General features: G+C 71.9%; 16 protein-coding genes. 8 read left to right on the top strand and 8 right to left on the bottom strand.

Going from position 1 to position 20,954, the window contains the following annotated elements; genetic code table 11:
- Nucleotides 1–10 precede the first annotated feature (10 nt).
- Complete coding sequence (yhbY, locus tag WMF12_RS20850; RefSeq protein ID WP_437747371.1) at nt 11–313, bottom strand: ribosome assembly RNA-binding protein YhbY; 303 nt, start codon at nt 311–313, stop codon at nt 11–13.
- A gap of 386 nt (nt 314–699) precedes the next feature.
- Here yhbY and WMF12_RS20845 point away from each other — a divergent pair, with 386 nt between their 5' ends.
- The 3 genes from WMF12_RS20845 (at nt 700) to meaB (ending at nt 3,044) form a co-directional block, all read left to right on the top strand.
- Entirely contained in the window at nt 700–1,494 is a 795-nt protein-coding gene (locus WMF12_RS20845) for an arginyltransferase (RefSeq protein ID WP_437873266.1), read from the top strand.
- A 62-nt stretch (nt 1,495–1,556) separates the two neighbouring features.
- On the top strand, nt 1,557–1,901 hold the full coding sequence (locus WMF12_RS20840; protein WP_437873265.1) for a hypothetical protein: 345 nt from the start codon (nt 1,557–1,559) through the stop codon (nt 1,899–1,901).
- Nucleotides 1,902–1,967: 66 nt separating this feature from the next.
- Nucleotides 1,968–3,044 (top strand): methylmalonyl Co-A mutase-associated GTPase MeaB, encoded by a 1,077-nt coding sequence (gene meaB, locus WMF12_RS20835; RefSeq protein WP_437873264.1) that lies wholly within the window; start codon nt 1,968–1,970, stop codon nt 3,042–3,044.
- A 50-nt stretch (nt 3,045–3,094) separates the two neighbouring features.
- On the opposite strand, the gene WMF12_RS20830 is transcribed toward meaB, so the two are convergent.
- The 3 genes from WMF12_RS20830 to WMF12_RS20820 all read right to left on the bottom strand — a co-directional run bounded on the left by WMF12_RS20830 (nt 3,095) and on the right by WMF12_RS20820 (nt 5,648).
- Nucleotides 3,095–3,376 carry a hypothetical protein gene (locus WMF12_RS20830; RefSeq protein ID WP_437747367.1) on the bottom strand — a complete coding sequence of 94 codons (282 nt, stop codon included), beginning with the start codon at nt 3,374–3,376 and terminating at the stop codon, nt 3,095–3,097.
- Nucleotides 3,377–3,532: 156 nt separating this feature from the next.
- The gene (gene nth / locus WMF12_RS20825) at nt 3,533–4,294 is read right to left on the bottom strand and encodes an endonuclease III (protein ID WP_437873263.1); all 762 of its coding nucleotides are present in this window, start codon (nt 4,292–4,294) and stop codon (nt 3,533–3,535) included.
- A gap of 160 nt (nt 4,295–4,454) precedes the next feature.
- Nucleotides 4,455–5,648 carry a Fic family protein gene (locus WMF12_RS20820; RefSeq protein ID WP_437873262.1) on the bottom strand — a complete coding sequence of 398 codons (1,194 nt, stop codon included), beginning with the start codon at nt 5,646–5,648 and terminating at the stop codon, nt 4,455–4,457.
- Between WMF12_RS20820 and WMF12_RS20815 the strand changes: the two genes are divergently transcribed.
- Nucleotides 5,638–6,666, top strand: coding sequence for a hypothetical protein (locus WMF12_RS20815; RefSeq protein ID WP_437873261.1), 1,029 nt, complete (start codon nt 5,638–5,640; stop codon nt 6,664–6,666). The two genes, WMF12_RS20820 and WMF12_RS20815, sit on opposite strands and share 11 nt — an antisense overlap.
- Here the strand turns inward: WMF12_RS20815 and WMF12_RS20810 are convergent.
- Complete coding sequence (locus WMF12_RS20810; RefSeq protein WP_437873260.1) at nt 6,603–11,900, bottom strand: protein kinase domain-containing protein; 5,298 nt, start codon at nt 11,898–11,900, stop codon at nt 6,603–6,605. The two genes, WMF12_RS20815 and WMF12_RS20810, sit on opposite strands and share 64 nt — an antisense overlap.
- A 334-nt stretch (nt 11,901–12,234) precedes the next feature.
- Between WMF12_RS20810 and WMF12_RS20805 the strand changes: the two genes are divergently transcribed.
- Both WMF12_RS20805 and WMF12_RS20800 read left to right on the top strand, forming a co-directional pair.
- Nucleotides 12,235–12,534 (top strand): FtsB family cell division protein, encoded by a 300-nt coding sequence (locus tag WMF12_RS20805; protein WP_437300928.1) that lies wholly within the window; start codon nt 12,235–12,237, stop codon nt 12,532–12,534.
- Nucleotides 12,535–12,837: 303 nt separating this feature from the next.
- Nucleotides 12,838–14,475, top strand: coding sequence for a hypothetical protein (locus WMF12_RS20800; RefSeq protein WP_437873259.1), 1,638 nt, complete (start codon nt 12,838–12,840; stop codon nt 14,473–14,475).
- Nucleotides 14,476–14,887: 412 nt separating this feature from the next.
- Here the strand turns inward: WMF12_RS20800 and WMF12_RS20795 are convergent, their stop codons facing one another.
- Complete coding sequence (locus WMF12_RS20795; RefSeq protein WP_437873258.1) at nt 14,888–15,199, bottom strand: hypothetical protein; 312 nt, start codon at nt 15,197–15,199, stop codon at nt 14,888–14,890.
- Nucleotides 15,200–15,223: 24 nt separating this feature from the next.
- Here WMF12_RS20795 and WMF12_RS20790 point away from each other — a divergent pair, with 24 nt between their 5' ends.
- Together WMF12_RS20790 and WMF12_RS20785 are read left to right on the top strand one after the other, a co-directional pair.
- Nucleotides 15,224–16,552: a pre-peptidase C-terminal domain-containing protein gene (locus tag WMF12_RS20790; protein WP_437873257.1), complete on the top strand. Its 1,329-nt coding sequence runs from the start codon at nt 15,224–15,226 to the stop codon at nt 16,550–16,552.
- 329 nt (nt 16,553–16,881) lie between these two features.
- Complete coding sequence (locus WMF12_RS20785) at nt 16,882–18,048, top strand: DUF1566 domain-containing protein (RefSeq protein ID WP_437873256.1); 1,167 nt, start codon at nt 16,882–16,884, stop codon at nt 18,046–18,048.
- Between the two features lie 97 nt (nt 18,049–18,145).
- On the opposite strand, the gene WMF12_RS20780 is transcribed toward WMF12_RS20785, so the two are convergent.
- Entirely contained in the window at nt 18,146–19,024 is an 879-nt protein-coding gene (locus tag WMF12_RS20780) for a class I SAM-dependent methyltransferase (RefSeq protein ID WP_437873255.1), read from the bottom strand.
- A gap of 45 nt (nt 19,025–19,069) precedes the next feature.
- On the bottom strand, nt 19,070–20,608 hold the full coding sequence (locus WMF12_RS20775) for a protein kinase domain-containing protein (RefSeq protein ID WP_437873254.1): 1,539 nt from the start codon (nt 20,606–20,608) through the stop codon (nt 19,070–19,072).
- Nucleotides 20,609–20,954: the final 346 nt, after the last annotated feature.

Here is a 20,954-nt window from a genome sequence, read left to right as displayed (position 1 = left end):
GCGTTCGCGATCAGCTGCCCGCGGGCAGTTTGATCTTCGGCTCCTTGGGGTGGCGCCGGTACAGCAGGATCGTCCGCCCCAGCGTCTGCGCGACGGCGGCTCGGAGCCGCTCGGAGAGGGTGTCGGCGACGTCGTCCAGCTCGTCCGGGCACTCGGTGCCCAGGCGTACCTTCACGAGCTCGTGCCGCTCCAGGGCGACGTCGACGGCCGCGACGACGCCGTCGGTCAGGCCGGCCTTGCCGAGCTGCACGACCGGGTCGAGGTGATGCCCCAGCGCGCGGAGGTGGCGGCGCTGCTTTCCTGTCAGATCCAAAGCGTTCGGCCTTTCTTGAGGCGGTCGCGCGATTCAGGCGCTCGATGGTCGAGGGGACGTCCCTGTCGCGGTCGCGCGCGCGGTCATACTGGCCTCCGGGCCAAGCGAAAAGGGCGCGCCGCTCGATCTCTTCGCACAACGCGTGAATCGCTCAAGCTCCAGCGCCGGCAAACCGGAGCATGTGGCATGTGTGGGGTGCACGTGGGTTTTCATGGGTAGATGTGCGATTGGGTGTGCGATAAGGCCCAGCGCGGCGCAAGCGGGCGGAGCTCACCAGGGGGCCCGGGCGCTCTGGGTTTTGCTTGACGTGGCCGTGCAACAGGCATCCCCTTGATCTAGCGGCCGGCAGCTCGACGGGGGGCTCGAGCGCTCGGATCGACACCGACATGGGCTCATCGAGCGAGCGAGATGCGGTAGCGGGGCAGGATGCCGAGCTCCCTCGGCTGGATGAGGGAGCGGACCCGATCGAGCTCACGGTCCATGACGAGGTGAGCCCCTGTCCGTACCTGCCTGAAGCCGAGGCGCGGATGCCGCTGCGCGTGCCCATCCGTCCGCTCACGCGTCCGGAGTTCGACCAGCGGCTCGTCGCGGGCAATCGCCGCCATGGCAAGCTGCTCTACCGCACCCAGTGCCCCTCCTGCCGCGCGTGCGAGCCGATCCGGATCGTCGTTCGTGACTTCGTCCCCGGCCGCACGCAACGCCGGGTGCTCCGCCGCGGCGAGCGGGTGGTGGACGTCGAGATCGGCCCGCCCGTGACCACCCGAGAGAAGATCATCCTGTACAACCGGCACAAGCACGGCCGGGGGTTGATGCGCGATGACGGTCCGCTCGGCGCCGAGGGGTACGAGGCGTTCCTCGTGGACAGCTGCTGCGAGACGTTCGAGATGCGCTATCGCGTCGGCGGCCGTCTCGTCGGGGTCGCCGTCGTGGATCGGGGGCAGGATTCGCTGTCCGCGGTCTACTCCTTCTATGAGCCCGAGCTGGAGCCGCTGAGCCCCGGTGTCTTCTCGATCCTGAAGCAGCTCGAGCTGTGCCGTTCCTGGGGCCTCCGGTACCTGTACCTCGGCCTTTACGTCGAGCGCTGCTCGCGGCTGGTCTACAAGGCCCAGTACCTGCCGCACGAGCGGCTCATCGATGGCCGCTGGCGGCGCTTCGAGCGGCAGCCGACTGCGGCGCCATGACAGGAGCACGCCGCTGGATTTCGCGAGCGCGCCGCTCGGCTTCTCGTGGCAAGGACGTACCCATGTGGAATCGCGCTCTCGCTTTCACCTCGTGCGCTGTGCTCTGGGCTCTGCTCGTCGTCGCGTGCGGCGACACGAGGCCGATCTTCGACACCGCCGCCGGCGGCGCCGGCTCGTCGGCAGGCGGGGAGGGCGGAGCAGGCGGCGGTGAGGCCGGCGGCGGCGCGGCCGGCGGCGACGGTGAGGCCGGCGGCGACGGCACGGCCGGCGGCGACGGTGAGGCCGGCGGCGGCGCGGCCGGCGGCGACGGTGAGGCCGGCGGCGATGGCACGGCCGGCGGCGACGGTGAGGCCGGCGGCGACGGTACGGCCGGCGGTGGCGGCACGGCGGGCGGCGGGGCGGGGTAGGCAGGCCGGCGCCGCGTTGCCCGCGGGCCGGTTGTGTTCCGGCATCGCCGGGCCTAAGCCGCTCGCGTGCATCCGCTCGCAGACAAGGTCCTCGCCCGCGACATGCGCGCGACGGCGCGGGCCTGCCGGCTCGTCGACGACCGCGTCGGCGACTATGCCGCGATCCTGAAGGATCTCTTCCCCCATACCGGCCGCGCCTGGGTCCTCGGCGTGACGGGGAACCCGGGGGCAGGCAAGAGCACGCTCACCGATCGGCTGATCAGCGTGTTCCGGGGGCAGGGGCGCCGGGTCGCCGTGGTGGCGGTCGATCCCACGAGCCCGTTCACCGGCGGCGCGATCCTCGGCGACCGCATCCGCATGCAGGCCCATTTCGGCGATCCCGACGTGTTCATCCGGTCGCTGGCGACCCGGGGCGCGCTCGGCGGGCTGTCGCGCTCGGTGGTGGACGTCGTGCGGGTGCTCGACGCCTGGGGCGCGGACGTCGTGGTGGTCGAGACCGTCGGCGTCGGGCAGGACGAGCTCGAGATCACCCGGATGGCGCACACCACCCTGGTCGTCGCCGCGCCGGGGATGGGCGACGAGGTGCAGGCGATCAAGGCGGGCATCCTGGAGTGCGCCGACGTCTTCGCCGTGAACAAGGCCGACCGGGACGGGGCCGACGTGGCGGTGCGCGATCTGGAGCTCATGATCGCGCTCGGCGGCGAGGTGGCTGCGGCCTCTGGACGGGCGCGCGGGCACAGCGCCGCGGCGCTCCACGCCCGCGCGCAGAGGGCGCCCTCTCCAGGTGGCGAGCCCGTCGAAGGTCCGTGGGAGCCCGTGATCGCGCGGACCGTGGCCACACGTAACGAGGGCGTGGCGGCGCTCGTGGACAAGCTGGAGGGGCACCGGGCGTGGCTGTTCGGGACCGAGGCCGGCGCAGCGCGCCGAGAGGAGCGCCTGCGCGAGGCGATGCACGTGCAGCTCCGCGACGCGCTCACCGACGCCGCCGTCGCCGCGCTCGGTCCCGCGCTCGAGGCCGCGGTGCATGCCGTCGCGCGGCGCGAGGTCGACCCCTACACGGCGTCGGAGCGGCTCGTCGCGGTCTTCCGCAGCGCAGGCGCCGTCACGGCTGGCGCCGCCGTCGCGCCCGGCGGCGGGACCTGAGCGGCGGCCAGGAGGCCGGGCGGCCGGCTCAGGTCGACCGCGCGGCAGCGCTAGTCGATGCAGCGATCCAGCGCGTCTTTCTCGTATTTACAGGACGTACTCCACTTATCGTCGCGGTTGCAGATCCCGGTGTCGTCCTCGCACTCCAGGAGAGCGTCGTACTGGTCGACGCAGCCGCGGCGGTCGGCGTCTACGTACCTGTCATCGTAGCGATCGAGGCAGTCGCCGTACTCGCGGTCGCTGCACCCCTCGCAGTCGCACTTGTAGTCGCAGAGATCGTCCTCCAGAGGGCTGCACGCCGCGGTGAAGAGGCAGGCAAGGGTGAGGATCATGTGCGAAGCCTTCATTGGCCCAAGGTTATCCCGCGTCCTCGGCTCCAGCGCGATAAACAGCTCGCTGGGCGCCGAGCGACGATGAGCCGCGCTCGCCTGCTTCCCACCTTCCGCCGGTGCGCTCGACACCCACTTTGCGCGCAGCGCGGCGGGCGCTCACGGCGCGGCGCCGCGGCGCCGTGGCGGCTTGCGCCCCACGTTCTCTGCGCGGAACGCGCTCGGGCACGCGTCGCTGAGCCCGCAGCCTCCGCACGCTGGCTTCCTCGCGAAGCAGATCCGGCGGCCGTGGAAGATCAGCGTGTGGGACAGCATATCCCAGTCGCGCCGCGGGAAGAGCGCGACGAGGTCGCGCTCGATCTGCTCTGGCTTGTCGCTGGTCGTCCACCCGAGCCGCTGCGACAGGCGCTGCACGTGGGTATCGACCACGACGCCCTCCGGCGCTCCGAAGGCGACGCCGAGCACCACATTCGCCGTCTTGCGCCCGACGCCAGGCAGCTTCACGAGCTCGGCGAGCGTCCTCGGCACCTCGCCGCCGTGCCGCTCGATGAGGCCTCGCGCGAGCCCCACGATGTTCTTCCCCTTCTGGTTGAACATGCCCATCCCGAGCCGCTTGAGGAGCGCGCCCACCTCGGCGGCATCGGCGCTGGCGAGGGCGCGGGCGTCGGGATACGCGCCGAACAGGTGGGGTGTCACCTTGTTGACCAGCACGTCCGTCGTCTGGGCGCTGAGCACCGTCGCGACGAGGAGCTCGAACGAGGATCGATGATCCAGCTCGCAGTGGGCGTCCGGGTGCAACGCGCGCAGCCGCGCGAAGGTGGCCGGAGGCGTGCTCGGCGCTGCGCGTGCCGGCGTCGGACGAGCCGCGTCGGCGGCCGCTGCCGCCTTCCTGGGCCTCGGCTCGCGCGTCTTCGCCGCCATGGAAGCTCCCTTGCGAGCCGCCTTGTCCGGCCGCTTCACCGGCGGTGCGACGCCCTCGTCTCGATGTTGGTCTGCGGGATCGACAGCGACGGACGCGGGCGGTCGGCGCGCGCCTCGCCCAGTCGGGACGAGGTCTCGCGCGCGACCGCCCTCTGCCGTTTCAGCTGACGAAGGCGCGCTTCCGCGTCTCATGCTCATCGAGGAGCTTCTCGACGCTCGCGAGCGCGTTTTCCACCGACTCTTGCACCATCTGCAGCACCGTCGTCGCCGAGCCCTTCAGCGCCTCGTAGTAGCGCTGCCGCTCGGTCGAGTGGATGATCGACGGAGGCAGGCCCGTGCGGAGCAGCAGCATGTTCATGAACAGCCTCGCGACCTTGCCGCTGTCGTTCGGGAACGGGTAGACCCGCAGCAGATCGTAGTGCGCGCGCGCAGCGATCCGGATGCCGTTCCGCGTCTTCCGCGTCTCGGGGTCGTTCAGCCAGTCGATGATCTGACGCACCTTGTAGGCGATCTTGTCCGGCGGAGCGTACTCGTGGAAGTAGAGCCGGTGCTGGGGGATGTCCTTGCGGTATTTCACCGTCTTGAGATCCCCCTCCTCCGGATGGAGGATCAGGTACAGCTTCTTCATGCAGTCGAGCGTGAGCGGGGCCCGCTTGTTCTCGCCCTGCTCGCGCACGTACGCGATGGCCTCCTTGTGCCGCCGGATGTCATCGTACGTCGGCTGAAGGCTGGAGTCCGTCACGAGCGGCGCCGGGCCGGCGAGGGCCGCGCGCAGCTCGTCGAACGTGTAGACCACCCCTTCGAGCGCGCTGTCGTGGTAAATCCACGACATATCGAGGCTGTCGATGTAGCGCCGCCGGAAGTCCTCCGACTGCGCGCTCAACCGCTGCTCGATGATCGCGCTGCGCTCCTCGATGGTGGCGCGCCGAGGCGGCGGCAGCATCGGCAGCGGCAGGGTGACCACCCGCGGCGCCTCCCGGAGCGGGACGCGACCCGGACGGCGCTCGATCGACGCCCCCGCGCTCTTCCCCTTCGCCACGCCCGGCCGCGCGCTCTTCTTGTCGACGACCGGCTTGTCGCTCGTGCGTGACGGCCTGTCGCTCGTGCGCGACGGCCTGTCGCTCGCCCGGCGCGGTCGCTCGGCCTCGCCCGGCGCGGCCTGCTCCCTGACGTCCTTGAGCTTCAGCTTCTCCTTGAGCTTCAGCTTCTCCTTGGGCTTCGGCTGGTCGTCGAGCCTCAGCTTCAGCTTCTTGCGGAGCTTCGTCGGCTCCGCCGCCGGCGCCGCGATCGTCCGCTCGGAGCGCGCCGCGATCTTTCTCCTGATGAGCCTCGGCTTGGCGGCCTTGACCCGCACGAGCCTCGGCTTGGTGGCCTTGACCCGCGCGACCTTCGTCTTCGCGGCCTTCGCCTTCCGCGCCCGCCCGGCGACCGCCCTGGACTTCGCGGTCCTGGCCTTCGCGGCCCTCGGCTTTGCGGCCCTGGCGCGGGTCACCTTGGCCTTCGTGGCCTTGGCCCTCGCCGTCTTCGCCCGCGTCGCCTTGGCCTTCGCCGCCCTCGCCTTGACCTTCGTCGCCCTGGCCTTCGCCCTGGCCTTGGTGGTCCTGAGCTTGGCGGCGGCGCGCGTCGACCTGGCCTTCGTCCTGGCCGCGGCCTTCTTCGCCTTGGAAGCGTTCGTTCGCTTCGCGGCCGCGCGGGTGGCCTTCTTCGCCCTCCCGACCGCCGCTTTCTTCCTCGCGCCCGTACGGGTTGCCCGCGCCGGTGCGCGCGCCGCCTTGCGCCGCGCCGGGGCCGCCGACTTGCGGGCGGTCGCCCGTTTTGTCGTGGTTTTCCGGCGCTTTGCCGCCTTCACGGCAGCGGTGCGTCGCGCAGCAGGACGAGAGGACGCGGCCTTCCGCTTCGGCTTGCGCGCGGCTGAGCGGGCGGCAGGCTTTGCCTTCCGCGTCCGCGCTGTCGAGGCTGCTCGCCTCGAGCTTGCCGCGCTGGCCTTGGTCGCTCTCTTCCGGTCTTTTTTCGAAGTTTTTCGGGTCTTCTTTGCCGCCATGGGCGTGCTTTCACACAATCGCTCAGGCTGCCCGCTGCCACGCTGCGGCGAGCTAACATACGATCGAAAAGGCCTAATGCCGGCCAGCAGCCTAGCAATTTGGGGATTTATCCGTCAACCAGTCCGGTGCGGAAGTGGGCAGGAAGCGACATCCCGCAGCTGGATCGTCGATGATCCAGTTGACCCGCCCTGCCAGATTGCGCCCGCGATCCTGGCAGGCGTAGCTCGAGGCCGGGCGCGAGCGCTCCGCGACCGAGGGGCCGGCCCTCAGCTGTCGATGTTGATGCCGAGCCGCTGCCGGATGGCGAAATACTCCTCGCTTGCCGCGTAGAGCGTGAGCTCCTTGAGCCTCTCCTTGTGGGGGAGGGCGGCGCTCGCCTCGTCGGTCGCCTTGATCATCTCCTGCGCCAGCTCGAGGTCGTTGGCGAGGAGGAAGCCCGCGCGGTCGGCCGTCAGGTCGACGCCGGACACCCAGCGCTTCAGGTCGATGGCGCCGGCCTGGAGCAGCTTCGTCACGGCGCTCGCGAGCTGATCGCGCGCCGGCCCGACGAGGATGGGCTCCAGGACCGCCAGGTCGTCCATCACCGGCCCCTCCAGCTCCTTCGTGATCGGGAACGTGGGCGAGATCAGCTTGATCGCCGCGAACAGCCAGGCGCGCAGGCCGGTGCCCGTCGGCACCAGGTGCCGGAGGTACATGCCCGGCCGGTAGTAGGTGAGGTGGCGGGCCGCGATGAACGCGGCGGCCTGCGTGGGCAGGTCCATCTGGAGCGCCGCGGCGCCGAGCACGATCGCCGGGACGTGCGCGTGGAGGAACGAGACGCCGCCGCCGTCGTTCGGATCCTGGAACGTGAGCGGCGGCGCGAGGCCCAGGACACCCGCCGCGTAGTAGAGCGTCTGCGACATCGGGTAGGGGTGGCGCGAGAGATCGAGCTGGTAGGCGAGCTGGTAACCGAGCTCCTCCAGCGGCTGCCCGTTCTTCCTGAGCACGGCCGGCTCGATGACGCCGAAGACCGCGGTCAGGAGCGGATCCGCGTCGGGGTGGACGAGCGCGGTCGCCCACGCGTGGTCGTCGAGCGGCTGCTGCGCCGCCGCGGCCGTGTCGGGGCGCAGGCGCCGGAAGAAGCGCTCCTCGTCCGGCTCGGCGGCGCTGAGGCAGCAGAGCACCTGGCACAGGCAGAAGGCCGCGTCGGCGCGCTTCGCCTCGGTGTACATCTTCCGGAGCAGCCGGTACGCGTCCGGCTTGTACGGGTTGCGCCGCAGGATCGGGGCCTGCGCGGCCACCGCCTTGTCCAGGTACTCCGCCGGGTTGCTCGCGTAGAGGTTCGCCAGGAGCTCGTTCCGCGCCTCGCTGTCCGGATCGAGCGTCTGCGCCGCCTCGTAGGCGTCGATCGCCTCGCTCATCCAGCCGAGCTTGTCCTTGTAGAGGGCGCCCAGCCGGTCGAACGTCTCGAGCATCTTCGCCGTGTCGTTCCCATCGGTCGCCCGGTCGAGCTCGACCTTGAGCAGGCGCTCCACCTCCTCGTGGTCACCCTTCTCGCCGCGGAGGTCGATCGCCTCCGCGAGCGCGCGGGTGAGTGACGGGTCGAGCGCCAGCACCTCGTCGTAGAACGTGGCGGCCCGGTCGAGATCGCCGAGCTGCCGCGCGCTCACGATCGCCGCCGTGTGCAGGTACTTCGCCTTCTGCCGGCTGTCGTCGATCTTGGCGGCGAGCTTGAGGACGATGTCGACGAGCTTCGACCAGTCCTTCTCCTCGCTGTAGAGCTGCATCAGCTTGGTGAGGATCTTCCGGTCGTCCGGGCGCTCGTCCAGCGCCGCCACGTAGCTCTTCGCCGCCCGCGCCCGGTCGTGGAGGTGCGCCGCGAACAGGTCGCCGATCTCGAGAAGGAGCGCGCTCCGCTCCTCGCCGGTCACCACGTCGAGCCGCCGGTGCTTGACGCGCACGACCTCCTCCCAGTCCCCCTTGGCCTCGAAGACCCTGGAGAGCAGGGCGAGCGGGGCAGGGGACTCCGGGAGGAGATCGGCGGCGCCGTTCAGCGCGGCCACCGCGCCGTCCGGGTCGCCGGCCGCGAGCCTCGCCTCGCCGAGCCCGAGGAGCGCCTCCGCCCGATCGCGCTCGGGCAGGCCGGCGCCGAAGCGGTCCACGAGGCGGCCGTAGAGCTCCGCGGCCTCCTTCGCCCTGCTCGCGTCGAGGTTGACCCTGGCGGCCCGCGAGAGCGCCGCCGGATCGTCCGGCGCGAGCGCGAGCAGCGCCTTCACCGTGCCGATCGCCTTGCCGCTCGAGCCGCTCTTGCCGAGCGCGTCGACATAGCGGAGCAGGAGCTTGAGCCCCTGCTCCTTCGGCAGGACGTCGACCCGGCTTGCCAGGAGCTCGTAGTGCCGCGCCGCCTCGAGGAAGCGGCCCGCCTCGAACGCGAGATCGCCCGAGATCATGAGCCCGAGCACGCCCGTCGGATCGAGGTCGACCGCCCTCGTCGCCGCCTCCGCGGCGCGCTCGTCGTCCTTGAGGCGCTCCCGGAGGAGCAGCGCCATCTCGCCGTACAGGCGGCCCTTGGCGAGGTTGCCCTCCGCGACCTCGGCCTCGCGCGCGATGAGCTCGACGGCGCTCGTCGCGTCGCCCCGGGCGAGGTAGGCCGCGCGAAGCGCCGAGGACGCGCCCGCGTTTTGCGGCTGCGCGTCGAGGGCCATCTTGTAGCGCTCGATCGCCCCGTCCCGATCGCCCTTCTCCTCGAGCAGCTTCGCCGCGCGGATCCAGAGATCGGCCCTGCTCTCCGCGGTCTTCGCCGTCGCCGCGAGCGACTCGATCGCGCTCAGCGCCGCCGCGGCGTCGCCCGTCGCGGCCCGCACGTGCGCGAGCGACTCCAGGGCCCCGGCGTGGTGGGGATCGATCGCGAGCACCCGCTCGTAAGCCTTGCGGGCGCGCTCGGGCGAGCCGACCTGATCGAGGAGCACGCGCCCCATCGCGAGCAGCAGCTCCTCCCGGCGCTTGTCGTCGGGCACGATGCCGAGCTGCCGCTCGTAGAGCGACACCACGTCCTCCCAGCGCTCGAGGGCGCGGTAGTGCCGCCCGAGCGCGGCGAGCGAGCCCTCGTGCGCGCTGTCGATCCTGAGGATCGCCTCGAGGGCCTCGGCCGCCTTCGCGTGATCGAGGAACTCCTCGTCGTGGATGCCGGCGATCCGCTCGTAGAGGTTGATCTTCTGGCGCGGCGTCGCGCTGACGTCGATCTGTCGCGCCAGGTTCTGGAGGAGCGCCGCGTAGCTGCCGGCGCGGCTGTGGATGCGATCGAGCCCGCGCAGGGCGGTCAGGCTGGCCGGATCGAGCTCGAGCGCCGCCTCGTAGCGGCGCGTCGCCTCGCCCAGGTCGCCGAGCCGGTCCTCGTAGAGCTCGGCGAGCTTGCACATCGTGTCGACGCGCTCCTCGCCCCGCAGCGCCTCCGCGCGCCGCTCGAGGATCCTGGCGTAGCCCGCGTGATCCTCGGCGCGCCGGTAAATCCTGAGCAGCGCCTCGCACGTCCTCGTGTGCCCGGGGTCCTCGGTGAAGATCTGCTCGTAGAGGTCGCGCGCGCGGCCCGCGTCGCTCAGCTTCGTCTCGAGGAGCTCGGCCGCCGCGGCGCGGAGGTCGCGCGCCTCCCCCGGGGTCGCGGCGCGATCGGCCCGCGAGAGCAGCACCTGGACGAGCTCCTGCCACTGCTGGGCGCGGCGGTAGACCTGCGAGAGCCCCTCCAGCGCCTCCTCGTTCGCGGGGTCGAGCCCGAGCACGAACTGGAAGCACGGGATCCCGAGGTCCGCCCGCGCGACCTTCTCCGCATACCAGGGCCCGAGCCGGTTGAAGAGCGCGAGCTTCGCCTCGGCGGGCATCGCCTCGTCGGTGCTCGCCTGGCTCAGGATCTGGAGCGCCTCGGACCAGACCTTCATGTCGCTGCCGGCCGCGCGCTCCAGGTCGACGGCGTACGCGTCCTGCTCCGGATCCTGGGCGAGCGCCTGGGCGAAGGCGAACACCCCCTGGTCCTTGTCGTCGAGCTCCCGCACGTAGAGGTGCCCGATCTCGTTGAGCGCCCGGGCGCGCTCGCCGGCGGTCTCGGCGCGCTCGCTCCGCTGGAGGAGCATCTCCACGAGCTCCTCGTGCTTGCCCAGCGCCTTGCGGAGCTCCTCGAGCGCGGTGAAGGCGATGTCGTCGCCCGGGGCGAGCTCGAGGAGGCGCAGGTAGACCGCCTCCGCCTTGTCGTGCAGCCTCCCCTTCTCGTAGATCCTGGCCGCCCGGAAGTGCAGGAGCTTCTTCGCCGCGACCGCCTGGTCGTCGCCCTGGCCGGGCGCCGAGCCCGCGTCGATCTGCTCCGAGGCCATCACGAGCGCCTCGGCCACGCGCCCCGGGTCAGCTCCCCGATCGACGGCCGCCTCGACGGCGAGCGCGAGCTCCGTGTCCGTGGGGCTGGCGACGAGCCGATCGATGAGGTCGTTCAGCTGCGCGCCCTCGATCGTCGCCTCGTGCTGCTGCGGCTTGCCGAGCGGCTCGATCGCGTCGAGCACCGCGCGCGTCCCCCTCGGCCGGGCGTCCTGCGCTTTCGCGAGCAGGCGCCCCGAGAGCTCGTCGATGTCCTTGCCCACCCAGCCGCGCGGCGCGACCGCGCTCGGCGGCGGCGGCGGCTCGATGAGGTGGGCGACGGCGATGTCGACCGCGGCGGCGCCCGAGAACACGGGCTTGCCCGTGAGGAGCTCGAAGAGCAGCGCGCCGAAGGCGTAGAGATCGCTCGCGGGGCCGACGCTCTCGCCGCGCAGCTGCTCGGGGCTGGCCGCCTCGACGAGCTCCAGGCTGGACCACCCGGCGCCGAGCCGATCGCCGCCGACGTCGACGAGGATCGGGAGCGGCTCCCCGTCCTCGCCGCGGGCCACGACGACGTTCTCGAGCTTGAGCGCGCCGTGGACCAGGCGCTGCTCGTGGAGCGCGGCGAGGCCGCTGAGGATCCCGCGGAGCAGCGGCTTCGCCTCGTTGATGTGGAGCGGCCCCGAGCGCGCGAGGCGCGCCGAGAGCGGCAGCCCGTCGACGTGCGTGTACGCCACGAACGCCCGGCCGCCCACGATCCCCGCGTCGATGCCGCTCGCCAGGTTCTCGTGGTGCACCTGCGCGGCCAGGCGGACGTGGGTGAGGTACCTGCGCACCGCCCGGCTGTCCCGGGTCGCCTCGCGCCGGAGCACCTTGAGCGTCCGCGGCTCGGTCCCCCGGGTCGCCGCGTAGACCAGGCCCCGGGGGCCCTCGCCGATTTTTCTCGTGATGATGTAGTCGCCGAACGCCTCGCCGGGCCCGATCTCCTCGACCAGGCCGAGCCCATGCGCGCCGAGGGCGCGGACGCGCGCGTCTACCTCTGCGCGCGAGGCGATGACGGCATCGATCAACGCGTCGATGGCGTCGAGCTCCACGCAATGATCCGTGAGGGCGCGCGCGAAGGAGGCCTTGGAGGCGCTGCCCCCGATCTCGGCCGGGCTGAAGCCGAGGAGGTCGGACGACAGGGCCATCATTTCATCGAGCGAAAAGAGGCGCTCGAGCTCGCCTCGGACGATATCAATGGACATGGGACTCCTCGGGCCGAGCCCTCGTGCCGGCGTTGCGCGCGCAGCGGACCTGCCGGACGGCGGGGGACGTGGGGCATGCTAGCGAAGCTTGGGGCTCCATGCGACATCCGACGAACGCCTGTTTTGCAGGGCGATTCCGCGGCGCGCGGCGCGACGGCGGCGCTCGACGTGGGCACAATCGACGTAGATCGACGTGGCGCGCGGGGTCGTGCTCACCGCGCCTGCCCCGCCGAGAGGCCGGGTAGCCGGGTAAAAGGTAGCCGGGTAAAAGATAACGCGGAGTTGCAGGAACCCTGGAGGAAAGTTGACAGGAACGCGGAGGACGTGCGAGCGGATGTCTGTGCGTCGAATAGCGCAGTTCCTGGAGCGGACCCTCCCCATCGCGGTGCTCATCGTCGCCGTCGTGGGCGCACCGATCATGATCTTCTCGCCGCAGGGGCTGCCTCGCCTGCGGGAGCTCGAGAGAGAGCTCGCCGACGTCGAGGAGGAGAATGCCGAGCTCGGGCGGCAAATCGAGGCGCTCCGCGGCAAGGTGGCGCGCCTGCGCGATGACCCGACCGCCGTGGAGAGGATCGCGCGCGACAACCTGGGTCTCGTGCGGCAGAGCGAGGTGGTCTTTCAGTTCTCCCGCTGAGGACTCCGGGTCTCTCGGCCCTCCCCAGGCCTGTTGTCCTATCGGCCACAGGGCTCCGCCGCGGAAGCGCTGGACGTGAGGACGTGCGCCGCGCTCGGCGCCAGGACGTGAGCCAGCGCTCGGCGCGAGCGCATGAGCTCGCCTGGCTCGCTCCCTCGCCCAGCGCGCGCCACCCCGCCGCCTGGGGCGGCGAGGGAGCGGGCCCGCTGCCCGCTCGCCGCCCGTCCAGAAAGAGCAGCATCCGTCGTGACCGGATGCGGGGCGCTGCACGCTGGCAGCGTCCTTTCTGGTATTGTGCAGCCAGTGTCGCTAGACCTGGGCCGCCTCCTCATCGCCGCCGGCGCCGTCTCCAAGGCTGAGGTCGAAGCCGCCCTCTTCGTGGCGGTCCTGCGGGGCATCCCGTTCCCTCGCGCCCTCATCGACCGCGCCGCCCTCAGCGAGCGCGCCCTGGAGGAGGAGCTCGATCGCCACGGCGGCCTCGCGCTCCGGCAGGTCGTCGGCGCCCGCGATCTCGTCGCGCGCTTGCCGCGCGCCATGTGCCGCCGCCTCGGCGCCGTCCCGATCCGCATCGATCCCGGCGTCGGCACCATCGACGTCGCGGCGGCCGATCCGCTCGATCGCCACATCGCCGACGAGTTCAGCTTCCACCTCGGCGCGCCGGTGCGCATCTTCCGCGCGCCGATCACGGCGATCGAGGAGGCCATCCGCGCCCTCGATCTCGACGAGCGGGAGCAGGTCCCCTCCCGCGCGCGGCGCGCGACCCCGGCGTTTCCGCACGGCGCGCCCCAGTCGACCATCCCGCCGCCGCCGTCGTCCGAGGTGCCCATCCCGCTGATCCGTCGCGCCTCGGTACCCTCGTTCGACGAGGTGAGCCTGGTCGAGGCGCCGAGCGGCAAGCATGGCCACCGCGGAGCGGCGCACAACGGTCACGCTCAGCGCGCGGACACGCCGGCGGGGCACGAGGACGCGATCCTGCCGCTCCGCCACGCCAAGGCGGCCCCCGGCGCGCGCGGCTCTCCCTCGAGCGCTCGCCGCTCAGCGGACGCCGAACGTGGCGCCGGCGGGAGGGCGACCGGGCGTCAGGCGGCCCTGCGCGCGTCGGCGGTCGAGCCGCCGGCCGTCTCCTTTCCGCCGCCTCCGCCCGTGGAGATCTCGCCGCCCTTCAAGCTGCTCGCCTCGATACTGCCCCAGGCCTCGCCTGGCCCCGACCGCGCGCCGGACAGCGCCGGGCGGGAGCCGGCCCCCTCGACGCGGCGCCTCGGCCGGCTGCCGCTCGACGCGCCCTCCGGCCTCGCGCCGCGCTCGCGCCGCCGCTCCGTCGATGCGGAGGCCCCGCCGCCTGGAAGCGGCAGGGCTCGCCCGGAGAGCGCCGCGCCGCCGTCGAGCAGGCGCTCCGGGCGGCTCCCGGCGCTGCCCCCCGCGCCCGAGCCGGAGCTCGGCGATCCCCTCGACGACGATCCGCCGCCGCAGCCCTTCGTCGATCTGAGCGACGTCATCGACGCGCTTTACCTCGCGCGCACGCGCGACGACGTCATCCGGCTCGCGCTCCGGGGGCTGCGGCTGTTCGCCGGGCGTGTCGCCATCTTCGCCGCGCACCGCGGGGTCTTTCGTGGGTTCGCGTGCAACGCGGAGTTCGGCGACCAGGAGGCGCTGCGCAAGCTCTCCCTCCCGATGGATCAGCCGAGCGTGCTCGCCACGGCCGTGGCGACCCACCTCTACGTCGGCCCGATCCCCGGCACTCCCACCCACGCGCCGCTGCTCGACGTCATGGTCAACCCGAGCCTCGACGTCGCCGCCGTCGCCGTGCAGGTCGTCGGCCGGCCCGCGATGATCCTGGTCGCCGATCGGATCCTCGACACCTCGAGCGGCTCGCGCCGGATGGTCGAGCTCGCGCGCGCCGTCGGCGAGGCCTTCAGCCGGATCCTGTCGGCGCGCGGGTGAGCGCCCGCCGTCGTCCCGCGCGACGGGCGCTGCGCGCCGTCCCGACGCTGCCCTGAAGCATCGCGCCGCGCTCGGCGCCCGCGGAGATGCCCGCGCGCTGGCGGCTGCCGCGGCGCTCGCAGCTGCGCCCGCACGCGCCGCGTTGCAGCCGTCGCGTTGCATGCGTGCGTTCCGCGCCTTTCATCGGCGCAACGGAGGCAGGAGGATCCCGATGCCTGTCCTGGTGCAAGTACGCGTCGCTCGATCTCAAGATGTGTTGTTTTCCAGTGTGTCTGTCCGACCCGATCTGTTCGCTTCGCGTGTTACAGGAATTTTCCTGTGACAGGGGAACCGTGTCCGCTCTCTTCGAAATTTTTTACAATCCTGAACCCTTTTTATGAACGGCGGTCAGATTTGGCTATCCGACTGAGGGTCAAATCGGGTTAAGGCATTTGGGTCTCATCGAGTTCGCGTGGACAGCGTGATTCGCCTCCCCCGAAAGGAGCTCCAAATGCATCCTGCAAAGCCGCACGAGAGCAATGTGATCGCCCGTAAGCTCGTTCTGGTGATCGCTGGTTTGACCGCTGCCGCGGCCGGTTGTTCGGCAGACGTCGGCGGCGCCGACACCGAGGAAGTCGGCACGAATCAGCTGGGATTTGAGCGATTCGAGCGGACGGTGTTCCGGGAGCCTGACACCGGCATCTACATTGTTAACGGGGACACGCCGGTCGTAGATATCAAGCATCTGCGCGAGTTCTGGGAGGCGCATGTGCGCGATGGTGCGCTGATCGTCAACCAGGAAGGCGGGGAAGACGTCATCTGGACGGCGGAGCAGCGGCACAACCTCTCGTACTGCGTGAGCACGAGATTCGGGGACAAGTACGAGGAGGTCGTGACGGCGATGGCGGATGCCGTCAAGGCATGGGAGGACGTCGCGGACGTCGACTTCATCCATGTCGAGTCTTCCGACTCGCGCTGCACCTCGAGCACCAGCGAGGTCCTGTTCGACGTGAACCCCGTCAGCGCCGGCGGCCAGTACCTGGCGCGCGCCTTCTTCCCCGGCCAGTCGAGGTACTCGCGGAACGTGCTGATCGACAGGACCGCTTTCGACAGCACGCGGCCCACGATCACGGGCATTCTCCGCCACGAGCTAGGCCACACCCTTGGCTTCCGTCACGAGCACACCCGTCCTGAGTCGGGCACCTGCTTCGAGGACGACAACTGGCGCGCCCTCACCGAGTACGACGGCGCGTCCGTCATGCACTATCCCCAGTGCAACGGCACAGGCGACAGCACGCTCGTCCTCACGGAGAAGGACATCGCGGGCGTCCAGTCGCTCTATGGCACGCCGAGCGGAGATGGCGGAGGCGGCGGAGGCGGTGGAGGCGGCGGAGGCGGCGGAGGCGGCGGGGAGCCGCCGACCGGGGAGCCGCCGGCCGGGGAGCCGACCACCGAGAACTTCAGCGGCCGCCTCGCCCGGGGAGCCTTCGATGCGGTCGGGCCCGCCGAGGGGTTCGAGGTCGTGGCCGGGACGACCCTCACCGTCGTCATGACCGGGACCGGAGACCCCGATCTCTTCGTGAAGTTCGGTGATGCGCCGACGGCGAGATCGTTCGATTGCCGGCCCTACCTCAGCGACGCCAACGAGACCTGCACGCTCGATGTGCCCGAGGGCCAGACGAGGGCCTTCGTCAAGGTGCACGGCTTCACGGCCTCGACCTACGACATCGAGGTGCGCTACTCCGCGCCGAAGGCGCCCGGAGGCGAGCCCGGAGGTGAGCCCGGAGGCGGCGGCACCGAGACGTCGACGAGCTTCGACGGCAGCGTCTCGCGGCGCGAGACGGCGTCCCACGGGCCGATCTCGGTGGTCCCGGGCACGACCTTCCGGGCCGTGATGAGCGGCACCGGGGATCCCGATCTCTACGTGCGGTTCGGCGAGCAGCCCACCCTGAGCGCCTTCGACTGCCGGCCTTACCTCGACGGCGCGGACGAGACGTGCGAGCTGACGGTCCCGGAAGGGCAGTCGGAGGCCTTCCTCCTCGTGCAGGGGTACGCGGAGAGCACGTACACGGTAAAGGTCGACTACACGACGCCGTGACGCGGCGGACCCTCGGCCCGCAAAGGCGGAGAGGGCACCAGACGCAACCTGCGTAGAAGAAGTCGACGCGGCGGAGAGGCACCGAGGTGCACGGGCTCAACCCCACTCTCCGCCGCGCGTCGTTCTTCCATCATGCTCGCTTCGCCTCTCATGGGCCGACCCGCCCGCGCGGGCGGCGCGAACGCCGCCGACGCGGGCGCGGGCGCGGTTGCCCGCGCGCGCGGGCAACCGCGCCCGCGGGGGGAACTGAAGCGGGCGGCGGGCGGCGGGCGGCAGCGATGCGAGCCTGCGGCGCGAGGCGCTGCGAGGAAGTCGACCCCCGCGCCCCGGTGAATGATAGGCTGCTGGCCCGGATCCTCTCCTGGCGCCGCCGCTTGCCCATGCCGAACGAGACCCCTCACGCCCTTCGCTTCACCTGGCTGTTGGCCGCGCTGCTCGTGGAGTCCGTCACGCTCGCCGGATGCATCGGAGAGCCCTTTCAGCTCGGCAGCAGCGGCGGCGGCGAGCCGATCGGCGGTGGCGGCAGCGAGCCGATCGGCGGCGGCGGCAGCGAGCCGATCGGCGGCGGGGGCGGCGGGGGAGGGACCGGCGGCGGAGGGCCGCCGCCCGTGCCGGTGACATGGCCGGACTCGCCGACCACGCGCTGCTCGAACGGGACCACCGTGCTGGAGGCGTGCCCAGGGCCCTCGGCGCCCTTCTTCGGACAGGACGGGAACTACGAGATCGCCGTCCCCTCCTACACAGAAACCGACGGCGCGGTAGAAGACTCGGTGACCGGGCTCACCTGGGAAAAGGTGGCGGAGAACGGGATGTTCACGCTGGTCGGCGCGCAGGAGCACTGCGCGGCGCTCAGCGCCCAGGGGATCGGCGGCCTCTCGGACTGGCGCCTGCCGACGCGGATCGAGCTCGTCTCCATCCTGGATTTCGGCCATCCCACGGCGTTTCCCGATATCTTCTTCACGTCCACCCAGGACAGCTTCTACTGGTCCGCGACCGACGTCGCCGCAGACAGCTCGTTCGCCTGGGGGGTGCTGGCCAGCGATGCGTCCCTCGGCTTCTTCGCGAAGGACGACACGGCCGGCGCGCGGGCGCTGTGCGTCGGAGGTGTGAAGGGGATCGCGCCGGCCGATCTCTCGCCCGGCGAGGACTGGGTGCTCGATCGCTCGACGGGGCTCGTCTGGCAGCGCCACGCCTCCCAGACCCGGTTCATCTGGAGCGACGCGCTCGCGCACTGCGAAGACATCGACCTCGCCGCGAAGGGCGACTGGCGGCTGCCGAGCGCGAAGGAGCTGCTCTCGATCGTCGATGATCGGCGGTCCGGGCCGGCGATCGACCTGGAGGCCTTCCCGGGGACGCCGTCCGACGTCTTCTGGTCGTCGACGCCCGCCATCGGCAGCGCGGAGAAGGCCGTCCTCGTCAACTTCACGAACGGCGCATCGCAGGACCACACGGTCCGCGATCGGCGGCTCGTGCGCTGCGTTCGCTCCGACGGGTGAGCGCCGCCCATGCGCCGAGGGGCGGCTCCGATGGCGGATGGCATGCGCCGCCGCCGCTCACCCCCTGCTCGCGATGAGCCCGGGCCGCCGCGGCGGCTCAGCCCCCGGGCTTGACGAACTTCAGGACGAAGCGGTCGCTCGTGCCCCGCTTGTCGCCCGCCACCATCGGCGAGGCGTTCCAGTCGCGCGTGTCCGCGGGGCTCCGGAGGAAGGTCGCCTCGGCCGCGAGCCGGAAGCCGGCCCGCTCGATCTCCTCGCGCACGATCTTCTCCTCGATGCGGTGGAGCGTCTTCACCTCGGTGACGCCCGTCCCGGCGCGCCCGGCATGATCGACGATCGCGAACACGCCGCCGGGCTTGAGCGCGCGGAAGACCGCGCGGTTCATCGCGGCCCGGTCCGCCTCCATCCACACCGTGTCGTGGTAGAAGAGCACGAGGAACACGGCGTCGAGATCCCGCGCCTCGGGCGGCAACGGGTCGTCGAGCTCGCGATCGACCCGGACCACCGGCTTCATCACGGGCTTCTTGAGCCGCTCGCTCCACGGCTTCTCGGCGAAGCGCTCGAGGACGAAGCGGTTGTTCTGCGCATAGACGACCCCTCCCGGCCCGACCGCCCGCGCCAGGAGCTCGGCCGAGTAGCCGCCCCCCGCCGCGAGCTCCGCGACCTTCATCCCCGGCTGAATGCCGAAGAATGCGAGCGTCTCCGCAGGCTTACGGCCGGCGTCGAGCGCCCGGTCGGCGTCCGCGCGATCGGCGGCGTCGACGACGGCACGCAGGGCAGCAGGCACCTCGACCGAGGCGACCGATAACGGCGCCGGGGCGACCACGTCGCCCGGGGCGGGGGCCGCCGCAGCGGGCGGCGCGTCGGGCTGAGCCGGGGGCGCAGCCGTCGGAGGCGGCGGAGCTGCGGGCGGCGAGGCGCTACAGCCGGCGAGCGCGGTCAGGGCGAGGGCGAGGAGGACGTGAGGGCGTCGCATGCCGCGCTGCTAACCGAGCGGACCGAGCGCCGCAAGCGATGCGACTCACGGGGTGTCCGCGGCCGGCGCGGCACCTGCGGTAGAGCCCGCGGCCGGCGCAGCGCCCTCGGCGGGGCTCGCAGGGGAAGGAGCTCTTCGCAGGGGCAACAGCGCGGCCTGCACGGCGGCGGTGATCTGCGGCTGCACTGCCCGAACGGCGCGCTGCACGGCCGCGGGGGAGGCTGCGCTCGGTCCGCCGCGGCCGACGCGCACGCTGGCGACCGCGATCCCCGCCAGCGCGGCGCAGGCGATCGCCCCCGCGAGCAGGCGCTGCCGCGTCGCCCCGGCCGGCGGAAGGACCGCGCCCGGCGCCGAGGACGGCGGCCGCGCCTCGTCGCGCGGCCTCGGCGTCAAGGAGACCGCCCCCCTCGGGCTCGACGCCTGGAGCGGATCGATCGAGCTCTCCTCGCCGGACGCCGGCGCCACGACGTGGAACCCGCCGCTCACCGGGGCGCTCGACGGCGCCGGGAGCGCCGCGTCGATGCCATCGAGCGCATCGAGCGCCTCGGCCTCGCCGCCGAGCACCTGCGACGATGGGCCGGGGCGCCGCGTCGCGCGCAGGGTGAAGGGGCTGTCCGCGTCGGCGCGCGTCAGCTCGCCCCCCTCCAGGTCGTCTTCGTCCTCGGGGAGCTCGGGCGTGTGGGGGCCCGGCGGACGCGACTCCGGCGACTCCTTCAGCGCCGCGCTCACGAGCGCCCCGAGGTCCTCCGGCGCGCCGATCTCGTGGCCTGCCTCGCGCAGCGCCTCGATCGCCTCCAGCATCGCGCGCGCGTCGGGGAAGCGGTCGTCCCGGCGCGGCGCGAGCGCGCGCGAGAGGATCGCCTCCAGCGCGGGGCTCACCTCGGGGCGCAGCTCGCTCGCCCGCAACATCTGCCCCTCGCGCGCCGCCGCCATCCGCGAGGCGGCGCTGCTCCCGGGGAAGGGCCGCGTCCCGGTGAGCATCTGGAACAGGACCACCCCGAGGGCAAACACGTCGGCGCGCGCGTCGACGCGCTCGCCGTCGAACTGCTCGGGCGGCATGTAGCTCGGCTTCCCCACCAGGTCGCGCCTGGCGGCGTCCCCCACGTCGCCCCGCGTGGCGATCGCCACGCCGAAGTCCGCGATCTTCACGGCGCCGCTCAGCGAGATGAGCACGTTTCCAGGGCTCACGTCGCGGTGCACCATCAGCCGCCCCTCGGCGGCCGAGCGCTCGTGCGCGTAGCCCAGCCCCTCGAGCACCTGGGCGGCGACGAAGAGCGCGATCGGCACCGGGACGGACTCCCCGCGCGCCCAGAGCCCCTTGCAGAGTCGCCCGAGATCCGTCCCGGACACGAGCTCGAGCACGAGGTAGAAGTCGCCCGCTTCGTCGACGCCGAAGTCGAGCACCTCATCGATGTTGGGGTGCTTGAGGCGGGTCATCATGCTCGCCTCGGCGATGAAGAGCTGCCTGAGATCGTCGCTGCCGGCGTGCATCGGGACGATTCGCTTGATGGCGACCGGGACCTCCTCGCCGTCCGGCCCGAGCGCGACCGCGCGAAACACCTCGCCCATCCCGCCGCGCGCCATCCGCGGTCCAATGGCGTAACGCCCCAGAACAACCCCCCTCGATGGCGCGCTCTCCACGGTGCCCCGACTCTAGATTGCACCGAGGGGCGGGGTAAAGGGGCGACAGCGCTCGATCTCCAGAGACGCTGCGGTCGATTGCACAAATCGACTCGTGGTGTTCCCCTCCGCGCCGAAACATGGCTGTCACGATCGCCAGCGCGGGCGGCGGCGACACGTCCACGACGAGCGCCCATCGCGAGTGTGGTAGGGGCTCAGGGGCGCAGAGCGAGGTGGATGTCGCTGGATCTGCGTGGGTCTGGTCCCCGTCCGCTCGGGACATGATGCGCGGCGCGCCGCGGCGAGCGCC

This window comes from Sorangium sp. So ce363, from assembly GCF_051520435.1.
Lineage (GTDB): Bacteria > Myxococcota_A > Polyangia > Polyangiales > Polyangiaceae > Sorangium > Sorangium cellulosum_B.
This window is presented reverse-complemented; position numbering and strand designations above follow the sequence as displayed.

Coding starts and splice junctions, on each gene's coding strand:
- WMF12_RS20845 (WP_437873266.1), top strand. CDS start 700: ATGGGCTCATCGAGCGAGCGAGATGCGGTAGCGGGGCAGGATGCCGAG.
- WMF12_RS20840 (WP_437873265.1), top strand. CDS start 1,557: ATGTGGAATCGCGCTCTCGCTTTCACCTCGTGCGCTGTGCTCTGGGCT.
- WMF12_RS20830 (WP_437747367.1), bottom strand. CDS start 3,376: ATGATCCTCACCCTTGCCTGCCTCTTCACCGCGGCGTGCAGCCCTCTG.
- nth (WP_437873263.1), bottom strand. CDS start 4,294: ATGGCGGCGAAGACGCGCGAGCCGAGGCCCAGGAAGGCGGCAGCGGCC.
- WMF12_RS20810 (WP_437873260.1), bottom strand. CDS start 11,900: ATGTCCATTGATATCGTCCGAGGCGAGCTCGAGCGCCTCTTTTCGCTC.
- WMF12_RS20805 (WP_437300928.1), top strand. CDS start 12,235: ATGTCTGTGCGTCGAATAGCGCAGTTCCTGGAGCGGACCCTCCCCATC.
- WMF12_RS20795 (WP_437873258.1), bottom strand. CDS start 15,199: ATGCTTGATATCTACGACCGGCGTGTCCCCGTTAACAATGTAGATGCC.
- WMF12_RS20780 (WP_437873255.1), bottom strand. CDS start 19,024: ATGCGACGCCCTCACGTCCTCCTCGCCCTCGCCCTGACCGCGCTCGCC.
- WMF12_RS20775 (WP_437873254.1), bottom strand. CDS start 20,608: ATGGCGCGCGGCGGGATGGGCGAGGTGTTTCGCGCGGTCGCGCTCGGG.